This window comes from Pseudomonas sp. E1BtOHC1, assembly GCF_058744285.1.
Genome location: NZ_CP196023.1, coordinates 6,143,765 through 6,164,141 on the forward strand (window position 1 = coordinate 6,143,765; position 20,377 = coordinate 6,164,141).

The window sequence follows — 20,377 nt, forward strand, 5'->3', positions numbered from 1 at the left end:
CGCCACAACCGGAGAGGCCACATGCACCCAGCCCGATCTACAGCCACCATCCGCATCGCCCTGGTAGGGGATTACGACCCACAGATCACCGCACACCAGGCCATTCCCCTGGCCCTGGAGCGCGCCGCGACCGATAGCGGGGTCAGGGTGGACTACCAATGGCTGGCCACGCCGGAGCTGACCCACGAGCAACAGCTCAACGGCTTCGACGGAATCTGGTGCGTGCCTGGCAGTCCCTACCGCCACATCGACGGTGCCCTCTTGGCGATCCGTGTGGCCCGGGAACAGCAACGGCCCTTCCTCGGCACCTGCGGCGGCTTTCAGCACGCAGTGCTGGAATATGCCCGCAACGTGCTGGGCTGGAGCGACGCCGAGCACGGTGAGATCACCCCTCATGCCCAGCGCGCGGTGCTCACCCCCTTGAGCTGCGCCCTGGTGGAAGCCCACGACCGAATCCAGCTGCAAAGCGGCAGCCGGATCGCCCAGGCCTACGGCACTCCGAGCATCGAGGAAGGTTATCGCTGCCGCTATGGGGTCAATCCGGACTTTGCGGCCCCGCTGCTCAGTGGTGCGCTGCGCCCTACCGGCCACGACAGCGACGGCGACTTGCGCGCCGTGGAACTGGAGGGGCATCCATTCTTCGTTGCCACACTGTTCCAGCCCGAGCGCGCCGCCCTCCAAGGCCGTACGCCGCCCCTGGTGACAGCCCTGCTCAACGCTTGCCTGGAGGCGTAAGGATGATCGGCCAGACGCCCGCCCCACCCTATTACGCAGTGATCTTCAGTTCCCAGCGCCGTGAAGCCGATCCCGCCTATGACCAGGCGGCCGAACACATGGTCGAGCTGGCTCGCCAACAACCGGGATTCCTTGGGGCCGAATCGGCACGGGGTGAGGATGGCTTCGGTATCACCGTGTCCTACTGGACCTGCGAGGCGGCGATCCTGGCCTGGAAACAACACACCGAACACCGCGCCATCCGCGAGCGTGGTCGCAACGACTGGTACCGGTACTTTCATACCCGGGTAAGCAAGGTGGAGCGGGCCTACAGCTTCGGCATTTGAAGCAAGCCCCTGAGCCGCTCCGGATGCGGCTCAGGGCAAGCACGGGTCAGCCCTGGGCGGTCGACAGCAGGCTGCGCACCGCCTGGATTTCCGGTAGATCGCTGCGACGCATGTAAACCCGCAGCGGTTCGCTGATGTTGATCCGGTCGTCGATGTTCTGATCCAGCAGCAACTGGATCTGCTCGCGCTTGAGGCTCATGGCCTGATCGGACACCGGCGCCCAGACAAATTCATTGGCCGGCACTATGGCGTCATCCGCCACATCCATGCCGAAGGAGTCTTCGCTGAAACGCACGATGTAGCGACCGGTCTTGCGATTGAAGCCGACAAAGCCCTTGAGCTGATCGGCAGCCTGGCAGATGAGTTCGGAGGTGATGCTCATGGTAAACCTCACTGTAAGTCCCATGGGACGGGTGATCGATGGTCTACACGCGAGGCAAGGAAGGGGCTGTTTTCGGGCTTCCCTCTGATGGGGAAACTGCAGCGCCCAAGAGTACTGCAAAGCACCGGAGAAAACCGCGAAAGATGCGTATGAGAAGGATTTATGTCGCTCTGGAGATAGCACAAGCGTCATTGAGTTGCTAAAAGATATCTCCTTGTACTTGCCTCCACGAAAGGATTTCGAGCATGCCAGCGACCTTCCCCCCTTGTGCCCTGATGTTGGCCCTGATGCTCGGTTGCGGCCTGGCCCAGGCCACTGAACAGCCCGATCCAGACGCGCTTGCCGCTCGCCAGGGGATCCCGCAGCCGGCGGTGATCGCCCACCGTGGTGCGTCTTTCGATGCCCCCGAGTCCACCGCGGCGTCCTACAGGCTGGCCCGGGACCTGGGCGCCGACTACCTGGAGATGGACCTGCAGCGCAGCAAGGACGGTGTGCTCTTCGTCTTGCATGACAACAACCTGCAACGCACTACCGACGTGGCGCAGAAATTCCCCGAACGCAAGGACAGCCCGGCCAACGCCTTCACCATGGCCGAACTGAAAACCCTCGACGCCGGCAGCTGGTTCAACCAGGCCCATCCGGACCGCGCCCGCCCGGGCTTCGCCGGCCTGAAGATCCTCACCCTGGACGAGATCATCGACATCGCCCTGGGCAATCCACAACACAAACCCGGACTCTACATCGAGACCAAGGAGCCCCAGCTGTTCCCCGGCATCGAGCACGATCTCAAGGAAAAACTCCAGGACCGTGGCTGGCTGAGCCCGGCGGGCTCCAAGCTGGCGAAAAGCGAGCTGGCAGTGGGCCAGGGCAAAGGCAAGGTCGTGCTGCAGACCTTCGACAAACACAGCCTGGAGTTGCTGCACAAGGAAATGCCCAAGGTGCCGAAAATCCTGTTGCTGTGGGTGGCTCCCGGCAGCATCGAGCCAGCCTCCGGGCAGACCTTCGCCAGCAGCGGCGAAACCGACAAGGCCGCTTTTTATGCCAAACAGCAACCCAAGGACCAGGCCGAGTTCAAGCGCTGGGTCGACTTCGCCAAGACCCAGGGTGCCATCGGCACCGGTCCCTGCGCAGCGTTGACGGCTGGCGGCGATCAGAGCTATGCGGATCTGGTGCAACCCTGGATGAATCAGTACACCCACGACCAGGGCCTGCTGGTGCACGTCTACACCATCGATGAACCGGTGGATTTCAACAAGGTCATGGAGGCCGGGGTCGATGGCATCTTCACCAACCGCAGCGCCGAACTGCTCAAGTATTTCAAGCGGCCGGCCAGCGCCAGCGTGGCCCAGTTGCTGGAGGCCAGCGGTTACTGAATGTCCGCTTCACACTGGAGCGGCGAACTCTGGCTGGGCCATGACTTCGGTCTGATCCACGGGGTGATGGGGCGCACCACGCCCCACGCTCACTATGCCCATCAACTGATCATTGCCCCCCAACAGCCGGTCACCGTGGAACTGGACGGTGTCCGGCTCAGTGGTCACTTCCTGTTGATCCAGGCCCTGCGCCGCCACGCCATCATCCAGGCCCCCGACCGGGCCTTCACGGTCTACGCCGAGCCACTGCGCATCGCGGCCCGGGACCTGCAGCTCTGCGTCAGCCGTATCGAGCCGTCAATGCCCGGCCTGGAAGCGGCGCTGCGCAGTTGTCCGCGCCAGCCCATTGCCGACCGTCGTGTGGCACGGGCGCTGCTGGCCCTGGACGCCGCCCTGGAGGGCAAGGTGGCAGCGACGCAATTGGCAGCCCAGGCCCATGTGTCTCTGAGCCAGCTGGAACGGCTGTTCGCCCGTGATGTAGGCCTGCCGGTACGGCGCCTGGTGCTGTGGCGACGTCTGCGTCTGGCCATGGCCCTGTTGCTGGAGGGGCAGGCCATGGCCCAGGCGGCCCACGGCGCCGGGTTCGCCGACACCGCGCACTTCTCCCGCACCTTGAAGGCACTGTTCGGCGTCACCGCCGGGCAGGCCCTGAAAACCCTCAGGCCCCGCCTGCTGGATTGACCGGGCGCCGCAACGCCTCGGGCACCTTGGGCTCGGCGGCATAGCGTTGGGCCTTGAATGGCTCCAGCAACTGCGGCCAGTAATCCACCGGATAGTCCGGACGGCTACCGATGCCCAGGTCGCCCTGGCGCATCGGGTAGTCATGCCGATAGAACGCGGTTCCCAACAGCCAGTCCCAGAGATTGAAGAAAAGACCGAAATTCACGTCACCGGCGCGGCCGTACTTCATATGGTGAAAGCGATGCACCGGCGCCCAGGCAAACACCAGGCGCAGCAATCCCAAGCGCATATCGACATTGGAATGCTGCAACAGCAACTGAATGGCGATGGCCAGGGCCAGCAACTCTGCCACTGGCAGCGGGATGCCCAGTACCAACAACGGCAGCAACCCCGCCGTCGCTTCCAGCAGTTGGTGCAGGGGATGCTTGAGCAGACCGTTGAAACCGTACATGCGCAGCACACTGTGGTGCACCGCATGCAGGCGCCAGAGCCAGGCCCAGCGATGGCTGGCGTAATGAGCCAGGGTGATCCCGCAATCGGCGATCACTATTGCCAGCAACAGTTGGCCCCAGAGCGACCAGTCCCCAGGCCACAGGCCGTCATGGGCCAACAGCGCCACCAGCCCCGGCAATGCGAGCAGGCCCAGGGCATTCAGACCCTCATTGACCAGGGCATGCAGACTGTCCCGCAGGCGGTCACCCTGGGAGCGATTCCATGCCGGCTCATAAGGCAGGACCCACTCCACCAGGAAAGACACCAGGAGCGCAGCCGCAAACAGCACCAGCAACCCACTCGCAGAAGCCTCTCCCGCACTCATCCAGCACACCGCACCACCGATGAATCCACCAAAGAACAAGGGGGCATACAACCACGCAAGCCATCGTTTCATTCACTGAGTCTCCTAGAAGGGAGACACCAGCTTGGGCCCCGCCCCCGCCCTCTGGCTTGAACAAACGGCGCAACCACTGACCTGAATTAAGGGTGAATTAAGTTGCAGTGGCTAACCTGTGTCCATCGAAACCCATCACCCCAAGGAATCAACCCATGACCAAGTTCTCCGCTCTGTTCGCCGCTGCCGCCCTGACCCTGACCGCCGGCCTGGCCCAGGCCGATGTCCGTCCGGACCTGATCCCGGGCCTGCTCAAATCCGGCGCCATCATGGACCTGGAAAAACTCAACCAGGCGGCCCTGGCCCAGCACCCGGGCACCACCGCCGCCAGCATCACCGACACCGAGCTGGAGCAGACCGCGACAGGCGCCTACGTCTACCAGGTGGAACTGCGTGACAGCAAAGGCATCGAGTGGGACGTGGACCTGGACGCCAAGACCGGCAAGGTTCTGAGCAACAAGCAAGACAAGTAAGCCCCCGCACACAGCACAAGGCCGCGCCCCGTTTCGGGAGCGCGGCCTTGTGCTTTGGGGCCCGCATACAGGGTGAGCGACCTCAGGCGCCGAGACGCGCCGTGACTTCGTTCAACTGTCCCGACAGGCCGTGCAGGTTGCGGCTCGCCGCTTCGGTACGCTGGACGTTGTCGAGGTTGGTACTGGCAATCGAAGTGATCTCGGTCAGGTTGCGCGAGATGTCCTCGGCCACCGACGTCTGCTCCTCGGCGGCAGTGGCGATCTGCCGATTCATGTCGCGGATCGCTTCCACCGCTTCGGTGATGCGCTCCAGCATTGCACCGGCCTCGGTCACCTGCTGCACACTCTGCTCGCTGCGGGACTGGCCGCTCTCGATGGCCTGGGCCGCATCCACCGCACCGGTCTGCACGCTCTGGATGATCTGGTTGATCTCGATGATGGACGCCGCAGTACGCTGGGCCAGGCTGCGCACCTCATCGGCGACCACGGCAAAACCGCGCCCCGCCTCACCGGCCCGGGCCGCTTCGATGGCAGCGTTGAGCGCCAGCAGGTTGGTCTGCTCGGCGATCCCCTGGATCACTTCCAGGACCTTGCCGATACGCCCGCTGTCGGCCTCCAGACGGCGGATCACCGTGGCCGTGTTGGCAATCTCGCCACGCATCTGGGTGATGCTGTGGATCGTGCTCTGCATCACCTGCTCGCCCTGCTGCGCCGACTGGTCGGCATCATCCGCGGCGCGCGCAGCATCGGCAGCGTGGCGCGCCACTTCCTGGGCCGTGGCGGACATCTCGTTCATCGCCGTCGCCACCTGATCGGTGCGGTTGAACTGCTCGTTGGTGCCCTGGGACATCAAAGTGGCAATGGAGTTGAGCTCGCCGCTGGAGCTGTCCAGGTCCGAAGCGCTGCGCTGCAGACTGCTGAAGGTCTGGGCCAGGAAGTCACGCAGGGTGTTGGCAGCAGCCGCCAGCCTGCCCAGTTCGTCCTGGCGATCGCTGGCCACCCGGTCGGCGAACTGACCACGGCTGAGCTGGGCGACGTAGTCGATCAACTGGCGGATCGGCTGCACCAGGCTGCGGTTCACCAGCCACAGGCTGAGCAGGCCGATCAGCAAACCGGAAGCCAGCATCACCAGGATGCCCAGCCACACCGTACGATCGGCCGCCGAGCTGATGTCCCGGGACTGCTGGTCACTGTGCTTGCGCAACTCGGTCACCAACTCGCTCATCTGTTCGCTGGTGGCACGGTCCACGCCCTTGACCGCAGCGTCGCCGGCACTCGGGTCGGCGCCTGCGGCCACATAGGCGTCACGGCCTTTCTGATAGGCCGAGCCGAGCGAACGGTGCTCCTCGGCCAGGCGCTGTGCCCGGTTCTTGAGGCCCGAATCCAGGCCAGGCGTCTGGGCCAACTGGCCGAGGATGTTCTGCACATCCCGCTGACGATCTTCGAACTGCTGCCAGTACTTGTTCAGTTCCTGGGGCTGCTTGCCCCGCAGCAACACGTTCTTCCACTCCTGCACCTGGCTCTTGAACTGCAGGTTGGCCTCGTCGATCAGCTGCGAACTGCGCAGCGGACCTTCGATCAGCTCGCGATAGCTCTGCACGCCACCGGACAGCAAGTGAAAACACGCCAGGGCGATCAACAGCATCGCAAACAGGCTACCGCTCAGCAGGGCAAGAATTTGCGCTCTCAGGGATTTTTGCAAAAACATCGAGAAGATCTCATGGCAGGGATAGAGCAGGCCCACTAAGGGCATGCGTAGGTCCGAACTTCCCTGTCAGGAGCATTCGAGGAAAATCGAATGCGTATTGCATGTGAGCGTGATCGGCATCCGCGATCCATTCTTGAGCGCTGCCGACCACTGGTATGGCGCCGCGGATTGTGCACTTTGAAACGTCACAAAACTGTCAAAAAGCCTTGCCATGATGAGGCCCAAGTGAACCTGTAAAACCCGCGCCAGGTACTGTCCCTCCTGCGAGACCCCATGAACCACAGCATCGACCAGAGTCACCGCGATTCCGATCTGTTTGGCCTGCTCTACGGTTTTAGCTTTCGGCCCGGCGAACGGGGTCATGAACTGGATTCAGCCAAGGCCCTGCAAGCCCTGCAACAGCCGCGCAACAGCGACGAATTCCTCTGGTTGCACCTGAACCTGGCCCACGCCGCCTGCGAGCGCTGGATGAAGGCCCACTTGCAATTGCCCGAGGAGTTCTTCGAAGCCCTGCACGAAGGGTCGCGCTCGACCCGCATCGAACACGTCGACTCGGCGCTGCTGGCGGTGGTCAACGATGTGGTGTTCAACTTCAGCAGCATGGTGTCCTCGGACATCTCCACCCTGTGGGTCTGCGTACGCAGCAACCTGATCATCAGCGCCCGCCTGCAACCCCTGCACTCGGTGGACAAGCTGCGCTCCTCGGTCAAGGCCGGCGAACGCTTTCGCTCGCCCCTGGAACTGCTGGTGCACCTGCTGCGCGACCAGGGCGAAGTGCTGACCCAGATCGTGCGTAAAACCAGCCTCAGCGTCGACCAGATCGAAGACCAGTTGCTGGCGGCCCGGGTCTCCAGCAACCGAGCCGAACTGGGGGCCATGCGTCGGGTACTGGTGCGTCTGCAACGGCTGCTGGCCCTGGAACCGGGCTCCCTGCTGCGTCTGCTCAATCGGCCGCCGCAATGGTTGCAGAAGGAAGACGTCAAGGAGCTGCGCAAGTCCACCGAAGAGTTCGCCCTGATCATCAACGACCTCACCGCCCTCGGGGAGCGGATCAAACTGCTGCAGGAAGAGATCGCCGCCAACCTCAATGAACAGACCAACCGCACCCTGTTCACCCTGACCGTGGTCACGGTCCTGGCCCTGCCGATCAACATCATCGCCGGCTTCTTCGGCATGAACGTGGGTGGCATTCCCTTTTCCGGCGACCCGGAGGGCTTCTGGATTCTGGTGGCGCTGGTGGCCACCTTCACCGTGATCGCCGGGCGCTGGGCCTTCCGTAAACGCCAGGACTACTGAAACACTCCCTGTAGGAGCCGGCTTGCCGGCGAAGGCGCGCCCAAGGTCGACGGCTGGCTCAGGGACCTCTTCGCTGGCAAGCCAGCGCCTACGCGATGATTGCGATGGCCGCGATGATGGCGGCGGACTCGAACGGATCAACGGAGCCACTCAATCGCGCAAACCATGACCTGAGGCAGTCTCCTTGTAACAATTGGCAACGATCATGGGCGACACTCTCTCCCGCAACAGGATTGTCCAGTAATGGCCACCCCTTCCCTGACTGCCGCTTCCCCCAGCCTCGACGTCAAACCGCAACTGGATAAAAAACCCGGCCCCTTCACCCTGGTAGTGTTTTTCGCAGTGCTGGCCATGGGCTTGCTGTTCACCGCCTACAGCCTGGTGCATGACATGCACGAACTGGGCACCACGGTCACCACCTGGACCCCGTTCCTGCTGCTGGGTGTGGCCTTGCTGATCGCACTGGGCTTCGAGTTCGTCAACGGCTTCCACGACACCGCCAACGCCGTGGCCACGGTGATCTACACCCATTCGCTACCACCGCAGTTCGCGGTGGTCTGGTCCGGCATGTTCAACTTCCTCGGGGTGCTGCTGTCCAGTGGCGCGGTGGCCTTCGGCATCATCGCCCTGCTGCCAGTGGAACTGATTCTGCAGGTGGGCTCCTCGGCCGGCTTCGCCATGATCTTTGCCCTGTTGATCGCCGCCATCCTGTGGAATCTGGGCACCTGGTGGCTCGGGCTGCCAGCCTCTTCGTCCCATACCCTGATCGGGTCGATCATCGGCGTCGGTGTGGCCAACGCCCTGATGCACGGCCGCGACGGCACCAGCGGCGTGGACTGGAGCCAGGCCACCAAGGTCGGTTACGCCTTGCTGTTCTCGCCACTGATCGGCTTCGTGTTCGCCGCCCTGCTGCTGTTGGCCCTGCGCCTGTTCGTCAAGAACCGCGCGTTGTACAAGGCCCCCAAGGGTGACGCGCCACCGCCGTGGTGGATTCGCGGGCTGCTGATCCTGACCTGCACCGGGGTGTCCTTCGCCCACGGCTCCAACGACGGCCAGAAAGGCATGGGCCTGATCATGCTGATCCTGGTGGGCACCTTGCCCATGGCCTATGCCCTGAACCGCACCATGCCCGCCGACCAATCGCTGCAGTTCGCCGCAGTGGCCGAAGTCACCCAGCAAGCCCTGGTGAAAAGCGCACCGCAAGCGGCACCCACCGACCCTCGTGCCGTGCTCTCAGAGTACATGCGCAGCAAAGAGGCGACACCTGAACTGGTTCCGGCCCTGGCCGCCCTGACCGGCGCCATCGGCGCCGAGGTCAAGGGTTACGGCTCGCTGGCCAAGGTTCCCGCCGAAGCCATGGGCAACGTGCGCAACGACATGTACCTGACCAGCGAAGCCATCCGCCTGATGGACAAGAACCAAGTCGGCCATTTCGACCAGGACACCCGGGACAAGCTGCAACTGTTCAAGCAGCAGATCGACAACGCCACGCGCTTTATTCCGCTGTGGGTGAAGATTGCCGTGGCCATCGCCCTGGGCCTGGGCACCATGGTCGGCTGGAAACGCATCGTGGTCACCGTCGGCGAGAAGATCGGCAAGACCCACCTGACCTACGCCCAGGGTGCCTCGGCAGAAACCGTGGCCATGCTGACCATCGGCGCGGCGGACATGTTCGGCCTGCCGGTATCGACCACCCACGTCTTGTCCTCGGGGGTGGCCGGAACCATGGTGGCCAATGGCGGCGGATTGCAGATGCGCACCATCCGCAACCTGGCCATGGCCTGGGTCCTGACCTTGCCGGCGGCGATCCTGCTGTCGGGCAGCCTGTACTGGCTGTTCACCCAACTGTTCTGATCAGCGCCCGCTTGCCCGCCGCCCTGTCAGCCGACGGCGGGCAAGCGGCCCCGCAAGCGACTGGCCAGCCCGGCCTGCAAGGCAAACGCCAGGACCCCGGTCAGCGGTGCCGAGAAACTGGCCAGGCCGCCCCCCGCCCACATCAGCATCAGCCCCAGGGCCGTGCCACCGAACCAGGCCGTCAGCCCCACCGGGTTGAAGGCCGCCACGCGATCAATCGCCGCCACGTCGGTACGCCCCAGGAGAATCTGCGCCAGGGCCACGCCGACCCAGGCCACGACAAAGATCCCCTGATAGGCCAGGGCCTTGAGCAGGTAGGCGAACACATCCGCCAGCATCAGGCCGTAGACGATGATCCCCACCGCCACCGCCCACATCAGGTAGGAACCGCGCAGACCGAAACGACCGAAGAACGCCTGCATGTTCAAGGTCGCCAGGTAGTAGTTGGCGGTGTTGATCCGGGTTTGCGTGGCCCAGACGAACAACAGCCCCCAGAGCCCCATCAACTGCAAGATCGCCATCACCACCGAGACTTCATTGAGCGCGCCGTCATGGGGAATGCTGCTCACCAGGTAGATCCCCGCCGCGCCGTTGAGCAAAAAGGTCACCGCGTAGAACGGCATGCCGAAGCTCCAGCGACCGTGATAAGCGGCGTCTGCCGGCTTGCCGAAACGTGCGTAGTCGAAGGTGAACAGCATCAGGATCCACACCCCCATGTAGGCTACGAAGCAATCCCACCAGCCTGTGCTGCTGGGATTGGCCGGGCCGAAATCCAGCCATTGCGGCTGGTAGCCATAACGGCTGATGGACAGGCCCACGGCGAACAGCAAGCCCCCCAGATACACCGGCAACAGCACACCGTTGAGCTTGTCCAGCCAGTGCTGCACGCTGCCCAGGATCAGCGGCACGCTGTACAGCACCACCACCAGCGCCGCCAGCGGATACAGCAGTTGCGGGTACAGGTGGTTGAGGGCCACGGCGATCACCGACCCTTCGAACACTGCGTAGTAGATCGCCGTGGAGAAGAAAATCAGGGTCGCCAGGCAGGCTCCGGTGCTGCCGAACAACAACCGTGAAAACAGCGCCACCGAGAGCCCGCTGCGCATAGCGAAGCGGCTGAGCACAGTGTTCACCAGGCCATAACTGAGCACCGACAGGAGCATGCCGATCAGTGCATTGCGGGTGCCGTAAGACAGGGCCAGGGAAGCGCCGACGACGATGTAGAACATCGCGCTGCACACCGCCCACCAGGCCATGGTCAGGGACAGTCGTCCCATACGCGCTTCGCTTGGGACGGCAACGCTGGCCGGGGCCTGCCCGGTTTGATTCGATTGCGATAAAGCTGCCATTGGCGTGAACTCCAGAACCAATCAAGGGTTGAAGCGCGGGCAGCCGTCACCGCACCGAAGTGCGGCGTTGGCTTACCTTTTGGCATGGCCCGCGCGATGCGGCGGGCAGAATCAGGAAGGGAAGAGCTTGCTCAGACAGCTGAGCTTTTTCTTATAGGAGCGCCGGGCTTGCAGCGCTTCTTCGAGGGTCACCGCCACAAAGCGGGCCTTCTGGTTGGGCTGCATCTGGCCGATCAGGTCGAGGTCGGCGCTGATCACCGTACCGATCATGGCGTAGCCGCCACCGGACACCGCGTCCCGGTGCAGGACAATGGGTTCAAGCCCTGCCGGCACCTGGATCGAACCGATGGGGTAGCAACTGTCGACGATGTTCGACGGATCGGAACCGGCACCGAACGGCTGCTCCCGCGGCTGGAAGCTCAGGGCGCTACCGCCCTTGAAGCGATAGCCGATGCGGTCGGCTTCCGAACCCACGGTCCAGGGTTCGGCGAAGAAGCTGACCTTGGCCGCGTCGCTCAAGCGTTCGTAGTACAGGCCCGGCACCACCCGCAGGCTGATTTCGCCCCCCAGGGATTGGCGCAACGCCATAGGCAAGCTGGCACCGGGACGGCTTTTGCCGCTGGCGACGCCCACCGGCAGCTCATCCCCTGCCGCCAAACGCCGGCCCTGAAAACCACCGAGGGCGCCCAGGGCATAGGTCGAACGACTGCCCAGCACCAGCGGCACATCGATGCCACCGGCCACCGCCAGGTAGGCTCGGGCCCCGGCCTTGGGAAAGTCGAAACGCAGCACTTGCCCGGCCTTGACCGCAAAGGCGGTGTCCAGGTGCATGTCCACGCCATCGAGTTTGGGCGTCATATGGGCGCCGCAAACCGCCACCAGGGCATCGGCGCTGAACGCAAGCTCCGGCCCGAGCAGCGTGCACTCCAGCCCGGCCGCGCCTGCCGGGTTGCCCACCAACTGGTTGGCCGCGCTCAGGGCGTACTGGTCCAAGGCGCCAGACGGCGGAATCCCCAGGTGATAGAAACCTTCGCGACCCAGGTCCTGCACCGATGTGGCCAGGCCCGGTTTGATGACCTTGATCATGCCAGCACCTCCTGCAGCGACTTGGGATAGCCGACCGGGTCGGCTAGAAAGGCATCCAGGGAAAACTCCACCTCGCGAATACGCAGGTCGAAGCGCCCGGCCTCGACTTCGGCCACCGCTTGATCGTAAGCCTCGCGGTCGATGGGCTTGAACTGCACGATGTCCCCCGGGCGGAAGAACACCATGTGCGCCTTGAGGTAAGCCAGTTGCTGCTGCGGGTCGTAGATGGGGGCCGGGGTGACGCCGAACATCTGGTAGCCGCCGGCACCGCGCACCGAGTAGATGCAGCCGAAACAGCCGCCATGACCCAGGGTCAGTTTTGGCGTATCGGTGCGCGGCCGCAGGTACTTGGGCACCTGTAACTGCCGCTCACGCTCAACCATCTGGAACATGAACGGCAACCCGGCAACAAACCCCACCATGGAGACGAACCAGGGCGCACCGCTGTGGGCGGCGATAAAGGCATCGACGTCCGCCAGACCGTTGATCCGCGCTGCGTACTCCAGGTCCGTGGCGCTGGGGTCCTGGTGCCGGTCACGAAAGCGCATCAGGGTTTCATGGGTCCAGGGGTCGTTGTAGAGCACCGGGATCTCGATGATCCGGGTGTGCAGGCTGCGCTCGGCCACCGCCCCGGCCTCGGCCTGCTGCACCGCCTCCAGCAGGGTGTGGGGGGCGATGCGGTCCGGGTCGAAGCGGATCTGGAACGAGGCATTGGCCAGGCACACATCCAGCACCCCATCCAACTCCAGGCGCTCCACGGCGCGGGTCACCGCCATGCCCTTGAAGAAGGCTTCCAGGGACATGCTGTCGCTGACTTCGGCGAACAGGTGCTCGTCGGCACCAAAGCTGTAGCGGATCGGCTGGCTCATGCGACACCTCCGGCGCGGCGCTCGGCCAGCCAGGTTTCCAGGGTTCCCGTGTGAAAATCGGCCTGCTGCAACCAGGGTTCGGCCAGCAGTTCACGGTGCAGCGACAAGGTACTGGCCATGCCGGTCAAGGTGGTGTGTTCCACGGCCAGCCGCGCCCGGGCCAGGGCCTCGCCGCGGTCACGCCCGTGGACGATCAGCTTGGCCAACAGCGAGTCGTAATAAGGCGGCACAGCATAGCCCGGGTACAGGTGACTATCGACCCGCACCCCCGCCCCTTGCGGCCAGATCAGTTGCTCGACCTTGCCCGGGCTGGGGAAAAAATCCCGCGCCGGGTCTTCGGCATTCAGGCGCATCTGCAAGGCCGCGCCATTGAGCTGGATATCGCTCTGGCGCAGGCCCAGGGGCTCGCCCCCGGCGATGCGCAACATGGCCTGGACCAGATCGATGCCGGTGATCAGTTCGCTGATGGGGTGTTCCACCTGAATCCGTGTGTTCATCTCGATAAAGAAGAACTCGCCGGTGCTGTCGTCGTAGAGGTATTCCAGGGTGCCGGCGCCTTGGTAGCCCAAGGCTTCGGTGAGGCGCACGGCGCTGCTGCACAATTGCTCACGCTGCTCGGCGCTGAGCACCGGCGACGGTGCTTCTTCGAAGATTTTCTGCCGCCGCCGTTGCAGCGAGCACTCGCGCTCGAACAGGTGCACCGCGTGTTGGCCATCGCCCAACACCTGGACTTCGATGTGCCGCGCACGGCCAATGAAACGCTCCAGGTACACCGCGCCATTGCCGAAAGCCGTCTGGGCTTCCCGTTGCGCCCGAGGGAATTCCTCGGCCAGTTGCGCCGCATCCTGAGCCAGGCGAATCCCCCGCCCGCCACCGCCGGCACTGGCTTTGATCAACAGCGGAAAACCCACGTTTTCAGCGGCCTTGAGCGCGGCGTCCAGGTCGAAGAGTTCACCCGGGGAGCCCGGTACCACCGGCACTCCCGCCGCCTGCGCGGTGCGCCGGGCTTCGGCCTTGTCGCCCATGCGGCGGATGGTTTCGGCGCTGGGCCCGACGAAGATTGCTCCGGCCTTGACCACCGCCTCGGCGAAGTCGGCGTTCTCGGAAAGAAAGCCATAGCCCGGATGCACCGCATTGGCACCGCTGGCCTGCAAGGCACCGAGCAGGGCCTGGACATTCAGGTAGCTCTTGTCGGCCCGGGCCGGGCCAATGATCTGCACTTCATCGGCCATGCGTGCGGCCATGGAATCGGCATCTGCCTCGCTGCACGCGGCAACGGTGGGAATCCCCAGGGCCTTGGCCGCACGAATGATGCGCACGGCAATCTCGCCACGGTTGGCCACCAGTAATTTGTTGATTGATCCAGTCATGCCCCGGCCCTCACTGTTCGAGCGTCGCGACGACCTGACCCGGTTCCACCGGATCACCGTCTTCCACCAAAAAGGCACTGACTTGACCCGCGCTCCCGGCGGTCAGTTCGGAAAACTGCTTCATGACTTCAATCAGGCCGATCACGGTATCGGCGCTGACGGAATCGCCGACCTCGACGAAAGGCGCCGACTCCGGGGTGGCCTTGCGATAGAAGGTGCCCGGCAAGGGGGTGATAACACTGTATTCGGCCATGTCTGTTCCTTTTGGAATAGTTGTAGAAAGGCAGGCAAAAAAATCAAAACCAGATGAAACCCGCGTCTGCGCGCGGTGCTTCGTGTCGATGCGCCTCAGCGCGGTGCGCGCACCTCGATGCCGGCCTGATCCAGCGCCGTGCGGGTGGCCTCCACCAGATCCAGGGCGCCGGGGGTGTCGCTGTGCAGGCAGATGGAGTCGAACTCAAGGAACAGATCCTCACCTTCGACGGTACGCACCAGGCCGGTCTGGCAGGCGCGCAGCACCTTGGCCGCCACGGCCGCCGGGTCCAGGGCGCGCACCTGGCGGGTGAAGACGATGGAACCGCTGAGGTCGTAATCACGGTCGGCGTAGAACTCGCGGATCACCGGCTGGCCGAGCTCCTGGGCGATGCGCCAGATCACCGAATTGGGCATGCAATACAGCAGCAGCTCGGGCTCCAGCTTGCGCAGGTTTTCCACCAGCAACCGCGCCGCTTCCTCGTCCCGGGCCAAGTGCATGTAGAGCGCACCGTGGGGCTTGATGTGTTGCAACTTCACACCTTGCACCCGGGCCATTTCCCGCAGGGCGCCAAGCTGATAGAGCATGTCGTCCACCAGTTCCTGGGCCGGTGCGTTGATGTGCCGGCGGCCGAAACCCACCAGGTCGCGGAACCCCGGATGAGCACCGATAGCGACCCCCAGGCGCTTGGCCTGTTCGATGGTGCGGCGCATGGTACCGGGGTCGCCGGCGTGAAAACCGGTGGCGATATTGGCCGAGCTGATATAGCCCATCAGCTCGTTGTCGACGCCGTCGCCGATGGTCCAGGGACCGAAGCTCTCGCCCATGTCCGAATTGAAATCCACTGCCTGCATCACTGTTGCTCCAACTCTTGTGACTTCGTGCAGTGAAAATTAGAGCGGCCTTGACCCCTTGGGAAGATCTATTATCAGATAGAGCATCTTCTGAAAAACAGATAAAGCTTTGTTAGGAGCGGGCAGCCGGCAGCGAGGTCGCTTTCGCCGGCAAGCCGGCTCCTACAGAGGTGATGGGGAATGGAACATGTCGTTGACCTTGCGCCAGGTGCGCTACTTCGTGGCCACTGCGGAGATCGGGCAGATCTCCCAGGCGGCGATCCACTTGAATATCTCCCAGTCGGCGGTGACCACCGCGATCAAGGAGCTTGAAGCGATGCTCGCGGTGCAGTTGTTCGTGCGCTCGGCCCAGGGCATGAACCTGACCGACGCCGGGCGGCACTTTCTCAACCGTGCCTATGTGATCTTGCGCAGTGTCGAGGATGCGCTGAACAGCCCGCTGCCGGACTACCGGGCCAGCGGTGTGCTGCACCTGGCGGCCAGCTACACGGTGATCGGCTACTTCCTGCCACACCACCTGCAACGCCTGGAGCACTGGCACCCGGACGTCACCATCGAACTCCACGAGCAGGAGCGCCAGGCTATCGAGCAAGGGTTGCTGGAGGGGCGTTTCGACATGGCGGTGGTGCTCACCGCCAACCTGACCCACCCGGACATCGTCTCGGAAACCCTGTTCAACTCCGAGCGCCGGCTGTGGCTGCCGGCGCACCATCGGCTCTGCGAACGGGCCAGCGTCAGCCTGGCGGACGTGGCTGAAGAGCCGTTCATCCTGCTCACCGTCGACGAAGCCGAACAGAGTGCCATGCGCTATTGGGAACAGGCCGGCCAGCAGCCCAATGTGCGGGTGCGCACCAGCTCGGTGGAGGCCGTGCGCAGCATGGTGGCCAACGGCAGCGGCGTGGCGATTCTTTCGGACCTGGTGCACCGGCCCTGGTCCCTGGAGGGCAAGCGCATCGAGACCCTGAGCCTGAGCGACGCGGTGACCCCCATGAGCGTGGGCCTGGCCTGGCACCGCGAACGGACTTTCACCCCGGCGATGCAAGCCTTGCGCGACTACTTTCACGACGCCTTCCTGGCGCCCCAGCAACTCTCGGCCCGGCGCTGAGGTCTTGCCCAGTCTGTAACAGCTACCGAGCCCGTGCAGCTGCGAAAAGGGCCACAGGACCTGTAGTGATCCAAGAGCGACGCCGCCTGCCGCAGTGACTACACACGTTTACTCAAGGGCAGGTCCAGCGTTGCGCGGTGCTGGCGATCTGTCCGGCCAACTGGGCGATGGCCTGTTGATGAGCCTGCACCAGACTGCCCAGTTCGACACCCGCCGGCTGGCGGATCTGACTGCTGCAGGTCAGGCTGCGTGCCGGACCGCCCTCGCCCCGCAAGCGCAGGCTCCAGACCACATCGATCAGCGCGTAACGCCCGGGCAGGGATTCGAAACGCCGCACATCGGTCTGCAACGACAGCACCGGGCGCCCGGGTTGCTTGGGCAAGCCTTCAAGGTTGCGGGTGCCGAGCTTCTGCTCCATCTGGCTGGCCAGGGCGTCGTGGAACTCATCCACCAGGGGCGCGCTCCAGCGCTGGGTTTCCAGGATCGCCAGGGTGCCGCTGTCCTGGCGCACCACCAACTGCGGCTGATCCACCTGGACCGGAATGCGCACCGTGGACATCTCGAACTGCAGGCTTGTGTTGCGTGCCGCAGCGCTGCCTTCAGCCACCGGCGGCATCAGGGTGTAGTAATGGGTAGGCGCAGAGCTGCAAGCGGCAAGTCCCAGGGTCAGGCTCAACAACAAGGCAGGTTTTTTCATGGCTGGGCTTCCGGTGCGGATTCGCGAACAGAGGAGGATGGCGACTGGTAGGCATCCGGTTGGTTGTCTTTGAGGCGACCGCGAATCAACGCTTCAGGATGACGGCCGAGGAAGTCGCTGAGCACCCGCACCGAACGGGCGGTGCGCTGCACTTCCTCCATGGCCTGGCTGAGTTTTTGCCGCTGTGGCGAGTCCTCGGAGAAGCTCTCGTTGGCACTGGCCAGGGTCTTCTTCGATTGCTCCAGGGTGTCGCGCATCTGCGGCAGCACTTGGCCGTTGACCTGTTTCAGGGTCTTCTGCATCTCCGCCAGACTGCCGTCGAGGTTGGCGGCGATGGAGTCGATCGGCAGCTTGCTGATCTTGTCCACCACGGCCTGCAGTTGTTCCTGCAACTTGTCCATGCTGCCCGGGATGGTGGGGATCTCCAGCGGCCGTGCGGCGGGGTTGTAGGCCACCGGCTTGGCGTTGGCGACAAAATCCAGGGAGATGTACAACTGGCCGGTCAGCAGGTTGCCGCTGCGGGGCTGGGCCCGCAGGCCGTTCTTGACGAAGGCGCCGATCAGTTGCGCGGAGCGGGCGTCGTCTTCACCGCCGGTCTGCTTCACCAGTTTTTCATGGGCCTTGCCCAGGCGCTCGGGATAGATCACCGCCCCTACCAGGGTCGGGAAATACTTGCGCTGTTCGTCGTAGTCCAGGTCCATGGACACCACCTTGCCGATGTTCACCCCGAGGAATTCCACCGGGGCATTGAGCGACAGGCCACGCAGGGCCTGGTCGAAGCGCATGCGGATGTAATAGGGCGCACCGTCCGGCGGGGCCAGCGCCGTATCCTGGTCACCGAACAGGGTGTATTCGGCATTCTCCTCGGCCGGCTTGGCGTTGGGGCTGTACTTGGGTTCGACAAAGGCAATGCCGCCGGCAAGGATCGAGGACACCGACTCGGTGTTGACCTTCAAGCCGTTGGCGCCCAGGGTCACATCCACCCCGCTGGCGTTCCAGAATCGGCTGTCGGTGGTGACGTACTTATCATTGGGCGAGTTGACGAAGATCTTCACGTCCACGCCCTTGCCGCTGTTGGCCAACTGGTAGGACACCACCTGCCCCACCTCGATGCGCCGGTAGTAGACCGGCGAACCGATGTCCAGGGAGCCGAGGTCGTCGGTGTGCAGGGTGAAGCGCTTGCCCTTTTGCCCGTAGGTAATGGGCGGCGGGGTTTCCAGGCCCTTGAAGCTGTCCTTGCGCTTCTCCGACTTGCCGGCATCGGCGCCGATAAAGGCCCCGGAGAGCAAGGTATCGACCCCGGAAACGCCGTTGGCGCCAATGCGCGGGCGCACCACCCAGAACATCGAGTCGTCGGCGGTGAAAGGTTCGGCGGACTGGTCCAGCTCGACCTTGGCCAGCACCTTGCGGCGATCATCGCTCAAGGCGATGGAGGTCACCTTGCCGATCACCACGTTCTTGTACTTGACCTGGGTCTTGTTGGCTTCCAGGCCCTCGGCAGTCTGGAAGCTGATGGTGATTTCCGGCCCGGCCGACAGCGAGTTGTGGACCACCATCGACAGCCCCACCAAAGCCGCGACAATGGGCACCAACCACACCAGCGAGACATTGAAACGCCGCGTACGCAGCGCCGGAGCGCCGGGAGCCGGCTGGGAACCTGCAGTCTTGGAACCTGGATGATCAGACATCTTCAACCTCTACATCCCAGATAAGCCGGGGATCGAAACTCATGGCCGCCAACATCGTCAGCACCACCACCAAACCAAAAAACAGAATGCCCATCCGCGGATCGATGGAACTCAGGGCCCGAAACTGCACCAGGGCCGCCACCAGGGCCACCACCAGCACATCGAGCATCGACCAATAGCCGATCACCTCGATAAAACGGTACAGCCTGGCACGCTCGCGCTGGGCCCAGAGGCTGCGGCGCTGGCAGGTCACCAGCAAGGTGCCGAGGACAAAGAATTTAATGCAGGGCACCACTACGCTGGCGATGAAAATCAACAGGGCAATGTCCCAGGAGCCGTGCTTCCAGAACTCCACCACGCCGCTCATGATGGTGTTTTCACTGGCACTGCCAAAAATACTGGTGTGCATCACCGGCAATAGGTTGGCCGGGATGTAGAAGATCAGGCTGGCCACGAGAAAGGCCCAGGTTCGCGCCAGGCTGTTGGGCTTGCGCGCATGGACCACGGAGTCGCAACGGGGGCACTGGTGCTCGGATTGCTCGCAGACCTGGCCGCAGGTGTGGCAGAGCATCAGTTGATAGTCCCGGGCGTAAGGGGGCGGACTCATCAGTAGCGCCCCTCCAGGTCATCCCAGAGATAGCGGATGTCCTTGCCGGAAATCAGGATGATCAGCACCGTCAGCATGGCCAGGGCCCAGAGCCCGAGGCCAGGGTGCACATCGAGCATGCCTGCCAGCTTGACGATGGCCACCAGAATTCCCAGCAGGCACACCTCGAGCATGCTCCACGGCCGCAGGTGCTCCAGGGCTCGCATGCAGGCCTTGAAGCCTGGCGCGGCGCGATCGAAATTGGCGAACCCCAGCACCCAGCACAGCAGAATGATCTGCAGGCACGGCGCCAGGATGATGGTCAGGCCAGTGATCGCCGCAATCAGGCTGATGCGACCCTGAGCCAAGGCTTCTACCGATTGCCAGAGGGTCGCTTCGTTGCTCAGGCCTTCGAGGCTGATCTTGATCACCGGAAACAGATTGGCGAAGACGAACAACAACCCGGCGGTAATCGACAGGGCGAACAGCTGCTGCACGTTCATGTAGCGGGCACGGGCCAGCACCGCGCCACAGCGCGAGCACTGAGCGGCCTGGCCTTTGCCGAGCGGCACGGATTCGTACAGCGAATCGCAGTGTTCGCAGATGATCCAGTTGCGGGAAATAGTCATGGTCTTCAGATAGTCGGGAGGGCTGCAGGTTCAGTGACGGCCTCCAGCGGACGCACATTTTCAGAAAAACTCGAGGACGGTGTCCAGTTCTGTCTGAAATCAGGTCGCAGACCTCTACGCCATAATAGGCCCCCCGTGGGTTTTCGCCGGCCACAACCTGGGCCGGCGACTATC

General features: G+C 63.7%; 21 protein-coding genes. 8 read left to right on the forward strand and 13 right to left on the reverse strand.

From position 1 onward, the window contains the following. Positions 1 to 21: 21 nt before the first annotated feature. Together ACSSVC_RS27675 and ACSSVC_RS27680 are read left to right on the forward strand one after the other, a co-directional pair. On the forward strand, positions 22 to 735 hold the full coding sequence (locus ACSSVC_RS27675; protein ID WP_446439221.1) for a CTP synthase C-terminal region-related (seleno)protein: 714 nt from the start codon (positions 22 to 24) through the stop codon (positions 733 to 735). Between the two features lie 2 nt (positions 736 to 737). Further along, entirely contained in the window at positions 738 to 1,061 is a 324-nt protein-coding gene (locus tag ACSSVC_RS27680) for an antibiotic biosynthesis monooxygenase family protein (protein WP_492611725.1), read from the forward strand. A 46-nt stretch (positions 1,062 to 1,107) separates the two neighbouring features. On the opposite strand, the gene ACSSVC_RS27685 is transcribed toward ACSSVC_RS27680, so the two are convergent. Next, complete coding sequence (locus tag ACSSVC_RS27685; protein ID WP_102860665.1) at positions 1,108 to 1,443, reverse strand: DUF2025 family protein; 336 nt, start codon at positions 1,441 to 1,443, stop codon at positions 1,108 to 1,110. Positions 1,444 to 1,688: 245 nt separating this feature from the next. On the opposite strand from ACSSVC_RS27685, the gene ACSSVC_RS27690 reads away from it, so the two are divergent. Together ACSSVC_RS27690 and ACSSVC_RS27695 are read left to right on the forward strand one after the other, a co-directional pair. Further along, positions 1,689 to 2,816 (forward strand): glycerophosphodiester phosphodiesterase, encoded by a 1,128-nt coding sequence (locus tag ACSSVC_RS27690; protein ID WP_346632351.1) that lies wholly within the window; start codon positions 1,689 to 1,691, stop codon positions 2,814 to 2,816. Further along, entirely contained in the window at positions 2,817 to 3,497 is a 681-nt protein-coding gene (locus ACSSVC_RS27695; RefSeq protein WP_492611726.1) for a helix-turn-helix transcriptional regulator, read from the forward strand. It abuts the gene before it with no gap. Here ACSSVC_RS27695 and ACSSVC_RS27700 read toward each other — a convergent pair. Continuing rightward, positions 3,475 to 4,386, reverse strand: coding sequence for a sterol desaturase family protein (locus tag ACSSVC_RS27700; protein WP_492611727.1), 912 nt, complete (start codon positions 4,384 to 4,386; stop codon positions 3,475 to 3,477). The two genes, ACSSVC_RS27695 and ACSSVC_RS27700, sit on opposite strands and share 23 nt — an antisense overlap. 155 nt (positions 4,387 to 4,541) lie before the next feature. Here ACSSVC_RS27700 and ACSSVC_RS27705 point away from each other — a divergent pair, with 155 nt between their 5' ends. Continuing rightward, positions 4,542 to 4,859, forward strand: coding sequence for a PepSY domain-containing protein (locus tag ACSSVC_RS27705; protein WP_011062798.1), 318 nt, complete (start codon positions 4,542 to 4,544; stop codon positions 4,857 to 4,859). Between the two features lie 82 nt (positions 4,860 to 4,941). Here the strand turns inward: ACSSVC_RS27705 and ACSSVC_RS27710 are convergent, their stop codons facing one another. Continuing rightward, positions 4,942 to 6,567: a methyl-accepting chemotaxis protein gene (locus tag ACSSVC_RS27710; RefSeq protein ID WP_346632568.1), complete on the reverse strand. Its 1,626-nt coding sequence runs from the start codon at positions 6,565 to 6,567 to the stop codon at positions 4,942 to 4,944. 273 nt (positions 6,568 to 6,840) lie between these two features. On the opposite strand from ACSSVC_RS27710, the gene ACSSVC_RS27715 reads away from it, so the two are divergent. Both ACSSVC_RS27715 and ACSSVC_RS27720 read left to right on the forward strand, forming a co-directional pair. Continuing rightward, on the forward strand, positions 6,841 to 7,863 hold the full coding sequence (locus ACSSVC_RS27715) for a transporter (protein WP_346632355.1): 1,023 nt from the start codon (positions 6,841 to 6,843) through the stop codon (positions 7,861 to 7,863). Between the two features lie 243 nt (positions 7,864 to 8,106). Beyond that, entirely contained in the window at positions 8,107 to 9,717 is a 1,611-nt protein-coding gene (locus ACSSVC_RS27720; protein ID WP_346632356.1) for an inorganic phosphate transporter, read from the forward strand. A 26-nt stretch (positions 9,718 to 9,743) separates the two neighbouring features. Here ACSSVC_RS27720 and ACSSVC_RS27725 read toward each other — a convergent pair whose 3' ends face one another. The 6 genes from ACSSVC_RS27725 to ACSSVC_RS27750 all read right to left on the reverse strand — a co-directional run bounded on the left by ACSSVC_RS27725 (position 9,744) and on the right by ACSSVC_RS27750 (position 15,498). After that, positions 9,744 to 10,994: a purine-cytosine permease family protein gene (locus ACSSVC_RS27725; protein WP_446439218.1), complete on the reverse strand. Its 1,251-nt coding sequence runs from the start codon at positions 10,992 to 10,994 to the stop codon at positions 9,744 to 9,746. A 183-nt stretch (positions 10,995 to 11,177) separates the two neighbouring features. Next, positions 11,178 to 12,152: a 5-oxoprolinase subunit C family protein gene (locus tag ACSSVC_RS27730; RefSeq protein WP_346632358.1), complete on the reverse strand. Its 975-nt coding sequence runs from the start codon at positions 12,150 to 12,152 to the stop codon at positions 11,178 to 11,180. Beyond that, positions 12,149 to 13,021 (reverse strand): 5-oxoprolinase subunit B family protein, encoded by an 873-nt coding sequence (locus tag ACSSVC_RS27735; protein ID WP_402885421.1) that lies wholly within the window; start codon positions 13,019 to 13,021, stop codon positions 12,149 to 12,151. The genes ACSSVC_RS27730 and ACSSVC_RS27735 overlap by 4 nt, the downstream gene beginning before the upstream one ends. Continuing rightward, entirely contained in the window at positions 13,018 to 14,391 is a 1,374-nt protein-coding gene (locus ACSSVC_RS27740; RefSeq protein WP_492611728.1) for an acetyl-CoA carboxylase biotin carboxylase subunit, read from the reverse strand. Before ACSSVC_RS27740 ends, ACSSVC_RS27735 begins: the two co-directional genes overlap by 4 nt. A gap of 10 nt (positions 14,392 to 14,401) precedes the next feature. Further along, complete coding sequence (locus ACSSVC_RS27745) at positions 14,402 to 14,644, reverse strand: acetyl-CoA carboxylase (RefSeq protein WP_011062806.1); 243 nt, start codon at positions 14,642 to 14,644, stop codon at positions 14,402 to 14,404. Between the two features lie 95 nt (positions 14,645 to 14,739). Continuing rightward, a complete protein-coding gene (locus ACSSVC_RS27750) occupies positions 14,740 to 15,498 on the reverse strand; it encodes a 5-oxoprolinase subunit PxpA (RefSeq protein ID WP_404937518.1) in 759 nt (252 codons plus the stop codon). Positions 15,499 to 15,685: 187 nt separating this feature from the next. Here ACSSVC_RS27750 and ACSSVC_RS27755 point away from each other — a divergent pair, with 187 nt between their 5' ends. Beyond that, complete coding sequence (locus tag ACSSVC_RS27755) at positions 15,686 to 16,603, forward strand: LysR family transcriptional regulator (RefSeq protein ID WP_123726221.1); 918 nt, start codon at positions 15,686 to 15,688, stop codon at positions 16,601 to 16,603. A 112-nt stretch (positions 16,604 to 16,715) separates the two neighbouring features. On the opposite strand, the gene ACSSVC_RS27760 is transcribed toward ACSSVC_RS27755, so the two are convergent. Genes ACSSVC_RS27760 through ACSSVC_RS27775 form a run of 4 tightly spaced genes read right to left on the reverse strand, consistent with a single transcriptional unit; the run spans position 16,716 to position 20,203 of the window. Further along, positions 16,716 to 17,300 carry a PqiC family protein gene (locus ACSSVC_RS27760; RefSeq protein ID WP_346632362.1) on the reverse strand — a complete coding sequence of 195 codons (585 nt, stop codon included), beginning with the start codon at positions 17,298 to 17,300 and terminating at the stop codon, positions 16,716 to 16,718. Further along, positions 17,297 to 18,988: a PqiB family protein gene (locus ACSSVC_RS27765; RefSeq protein WP_346632363.1), complete on the reverse strand. Its 1,692-nt coding sequence runs from the start codon at positions 18,986 to 18,988 to the stop codon at positions 17,297 to 17,299. Before ACSSVC_RS27765 ends, ACSSVC_RS27760 begins: the two co-directional genes overlap by 4 nt. Then, complete coding sequence (locus ACSSVC_RS27770; RefSeq protein WP_346632364.1) at positions 18,981 to 19,595, reverse strand: paraquat-inducible protein A; 615 nt, start codon at positions 19,593 to 19,595, stop codon at positions 18,981 to 18,983. The genes ACSSVC_RS27765 and ACSSVC_RS27770 overlap by 8 nt, the downstream gene beginning before the upstream one ends. Further along, entirely contained in the window at positions 19,595 to 20,203 is a 609-nt protein-coding gene (locus tag ACSSVC_RS27775) for a paraquat-inducible protein A (protein WP_207166411.1), read from the reverse strand. Before ACSSVC_RS27775 ends, ACSSVC_RS27770 begins: the two co-directional genes overlap by 1 nt. Positions 20,204 to 20,377 lie beyond the last annotated feature (174 nt).

Bases quoted from the DNA above. Each gene is read 5' to 3' on its own strand.
- ACSSVC_RS27695 (WP_492611726.1), top strand. From the start codon at position 2,817: ATGTCCGCTTCACACTGGAGCGGCGAACTCTGGCTGGGCCATGACTTC.
- ACSSVC_RS27755 (WP_123726221.1), top strand. From the start codon at position 15,686: ATGTCGTTGACCTTGCGCCAGGTGCGCTACTTCGTGGCCACTGCGGAG.
- ACSSVC_RS27750 (WP_404937518.1), bottom strand. From the start codon at position 15,498: ATGCAGGCAGTGGATTTCAATTCGGACATGGGCGAGAGCTTCGGTCCC.
- ACSSVC_RS27710 (WP_346632568.1), bottom strand. From the start codon at position 6,567: ATGTTTTTGCAAAAATCCCTGAGAGCGCAAATTCTTGCCCTGCTGAGC.
- ACSSVC_RS27715 (WP_346632355.1), top strand. From the start codon at position 6,841: ATGAACCACAGCATCGACCAGAGTCACCGCGATTCCGATCTGTTTGGC.
- ACSSVC_RS27700 (WP_492611727.1), bottom strand. From the start codon at position 4,386: ATGAAACGATGGCTTGCGTGGTTGTATGCCCCCTTGTTCTTTGGTGGA.
- ACSSVC_RS27690 (WP_346632351.1), top strand. From the start codon at position 1,689: ATGCCAGCGACCTTCCCCCCTTGTGCCCTGATGTTGGCCCTGATGCTC.
- ACSSVC_RS27725 (WP_446439218.1), bottom strand. From the start codon at position 10,994: ATGGGACGACTGTCCCTGACCATGGCCTGGTGGGCGGTGTGCAGCGCG.
- ACSSVC_RS27770 (WP_346632364.1), bottom strand. From the start codon at position 19,595: ATGAGTCCGCCCCCTTACGCCCGGGACTATCAACTGATGCTCTGCCAC.
- ACSSVC_RS27720 (WP_346632356.1), top strand. From the start codon at position 8,107: ATGGCCACCCCTTCCCTGACTGCCGCTTCCCCCAGCCTCGACGTCAAA.
- ACSSVC_RS27680 (WP_492611725.1), top strand. From the start codon at position 738: ATGATCGGCCAGACGCCCGCCCCACCCTATTACGCAGTGATCTTCAGT.
- ACSSVC_RS27775 (WP_207166411.1), bottom strand. From the start codon at position 20,203: ATGACTATTTCCCGCAACTGGATCATCTGCGAACACTGCGATTCGCTG.
- ACSSVC_RS27705 (WP_011062798.1), top strand. From the start codon at position 4,542: ATGACCAAGTTCTCCGCTCTGTTCGCCGCTGCCGCCCTGACCCTGACC.
- ACSSVC_RS27760 (WP_346632362.1), bottom strand. From the start codon at position 17,300: ATGAAAAAACCTGCCTTGTTGTTGAGCCTGACCCTGGGACTTGCCGCT.
- ACSSVC_RS27685 (WP_102860665.1), bottom strand. From the start codon at position 1,443: ATGAGCATCACCTCCGAACTCATCTGCCAGGCTGCCGATCAGCTCAAG.
- ACSSVC_RS27765 (WP_346632363.1), bottom strand. From the start codon at position 18,988: ATGTCTGATCATCCAGGTTCCAAGACTGCAGGTTCCCAGCCGGCTCCC.
- ACSSVC_RS27740 (WP_492611728.1), bottom strand. From the start codon at position 14,391: ATGACTGGATCAATCAACAAATTACTGGTGGCCAACCGTGGCGAGATT.
- ACSSVC_RS27675 (WP_446439221.1), top strand. From the start codon at position 22: ATGCACCCAGCCCGATCTACAGCCACCATCCGCATCGCCCTGGTAGGG.
- ACSSVC_RS27730 (WP_346632358.1), bottom strand. From the start codon at position 12,152: ATGATCAAGGTCATCAAACCGGGCCTGGCCACATCGGTGCAGGACCTG.
- ACSSVC_RS27735 (WP_402885421.1), bottom strand. From the start codon at position 13,021: ATGAGCCAGCCGATCCGCTACAGCTTTGGTGCCGACGAGCACCTGTTC.
- ACSSVC_RS27745 (WP_011062806.1), bottom strand. From the start codon at position 14,644: ATGGCCGAATACAGTGTTATCACCCCCTTGCCGGGCACCTTCTATCGC.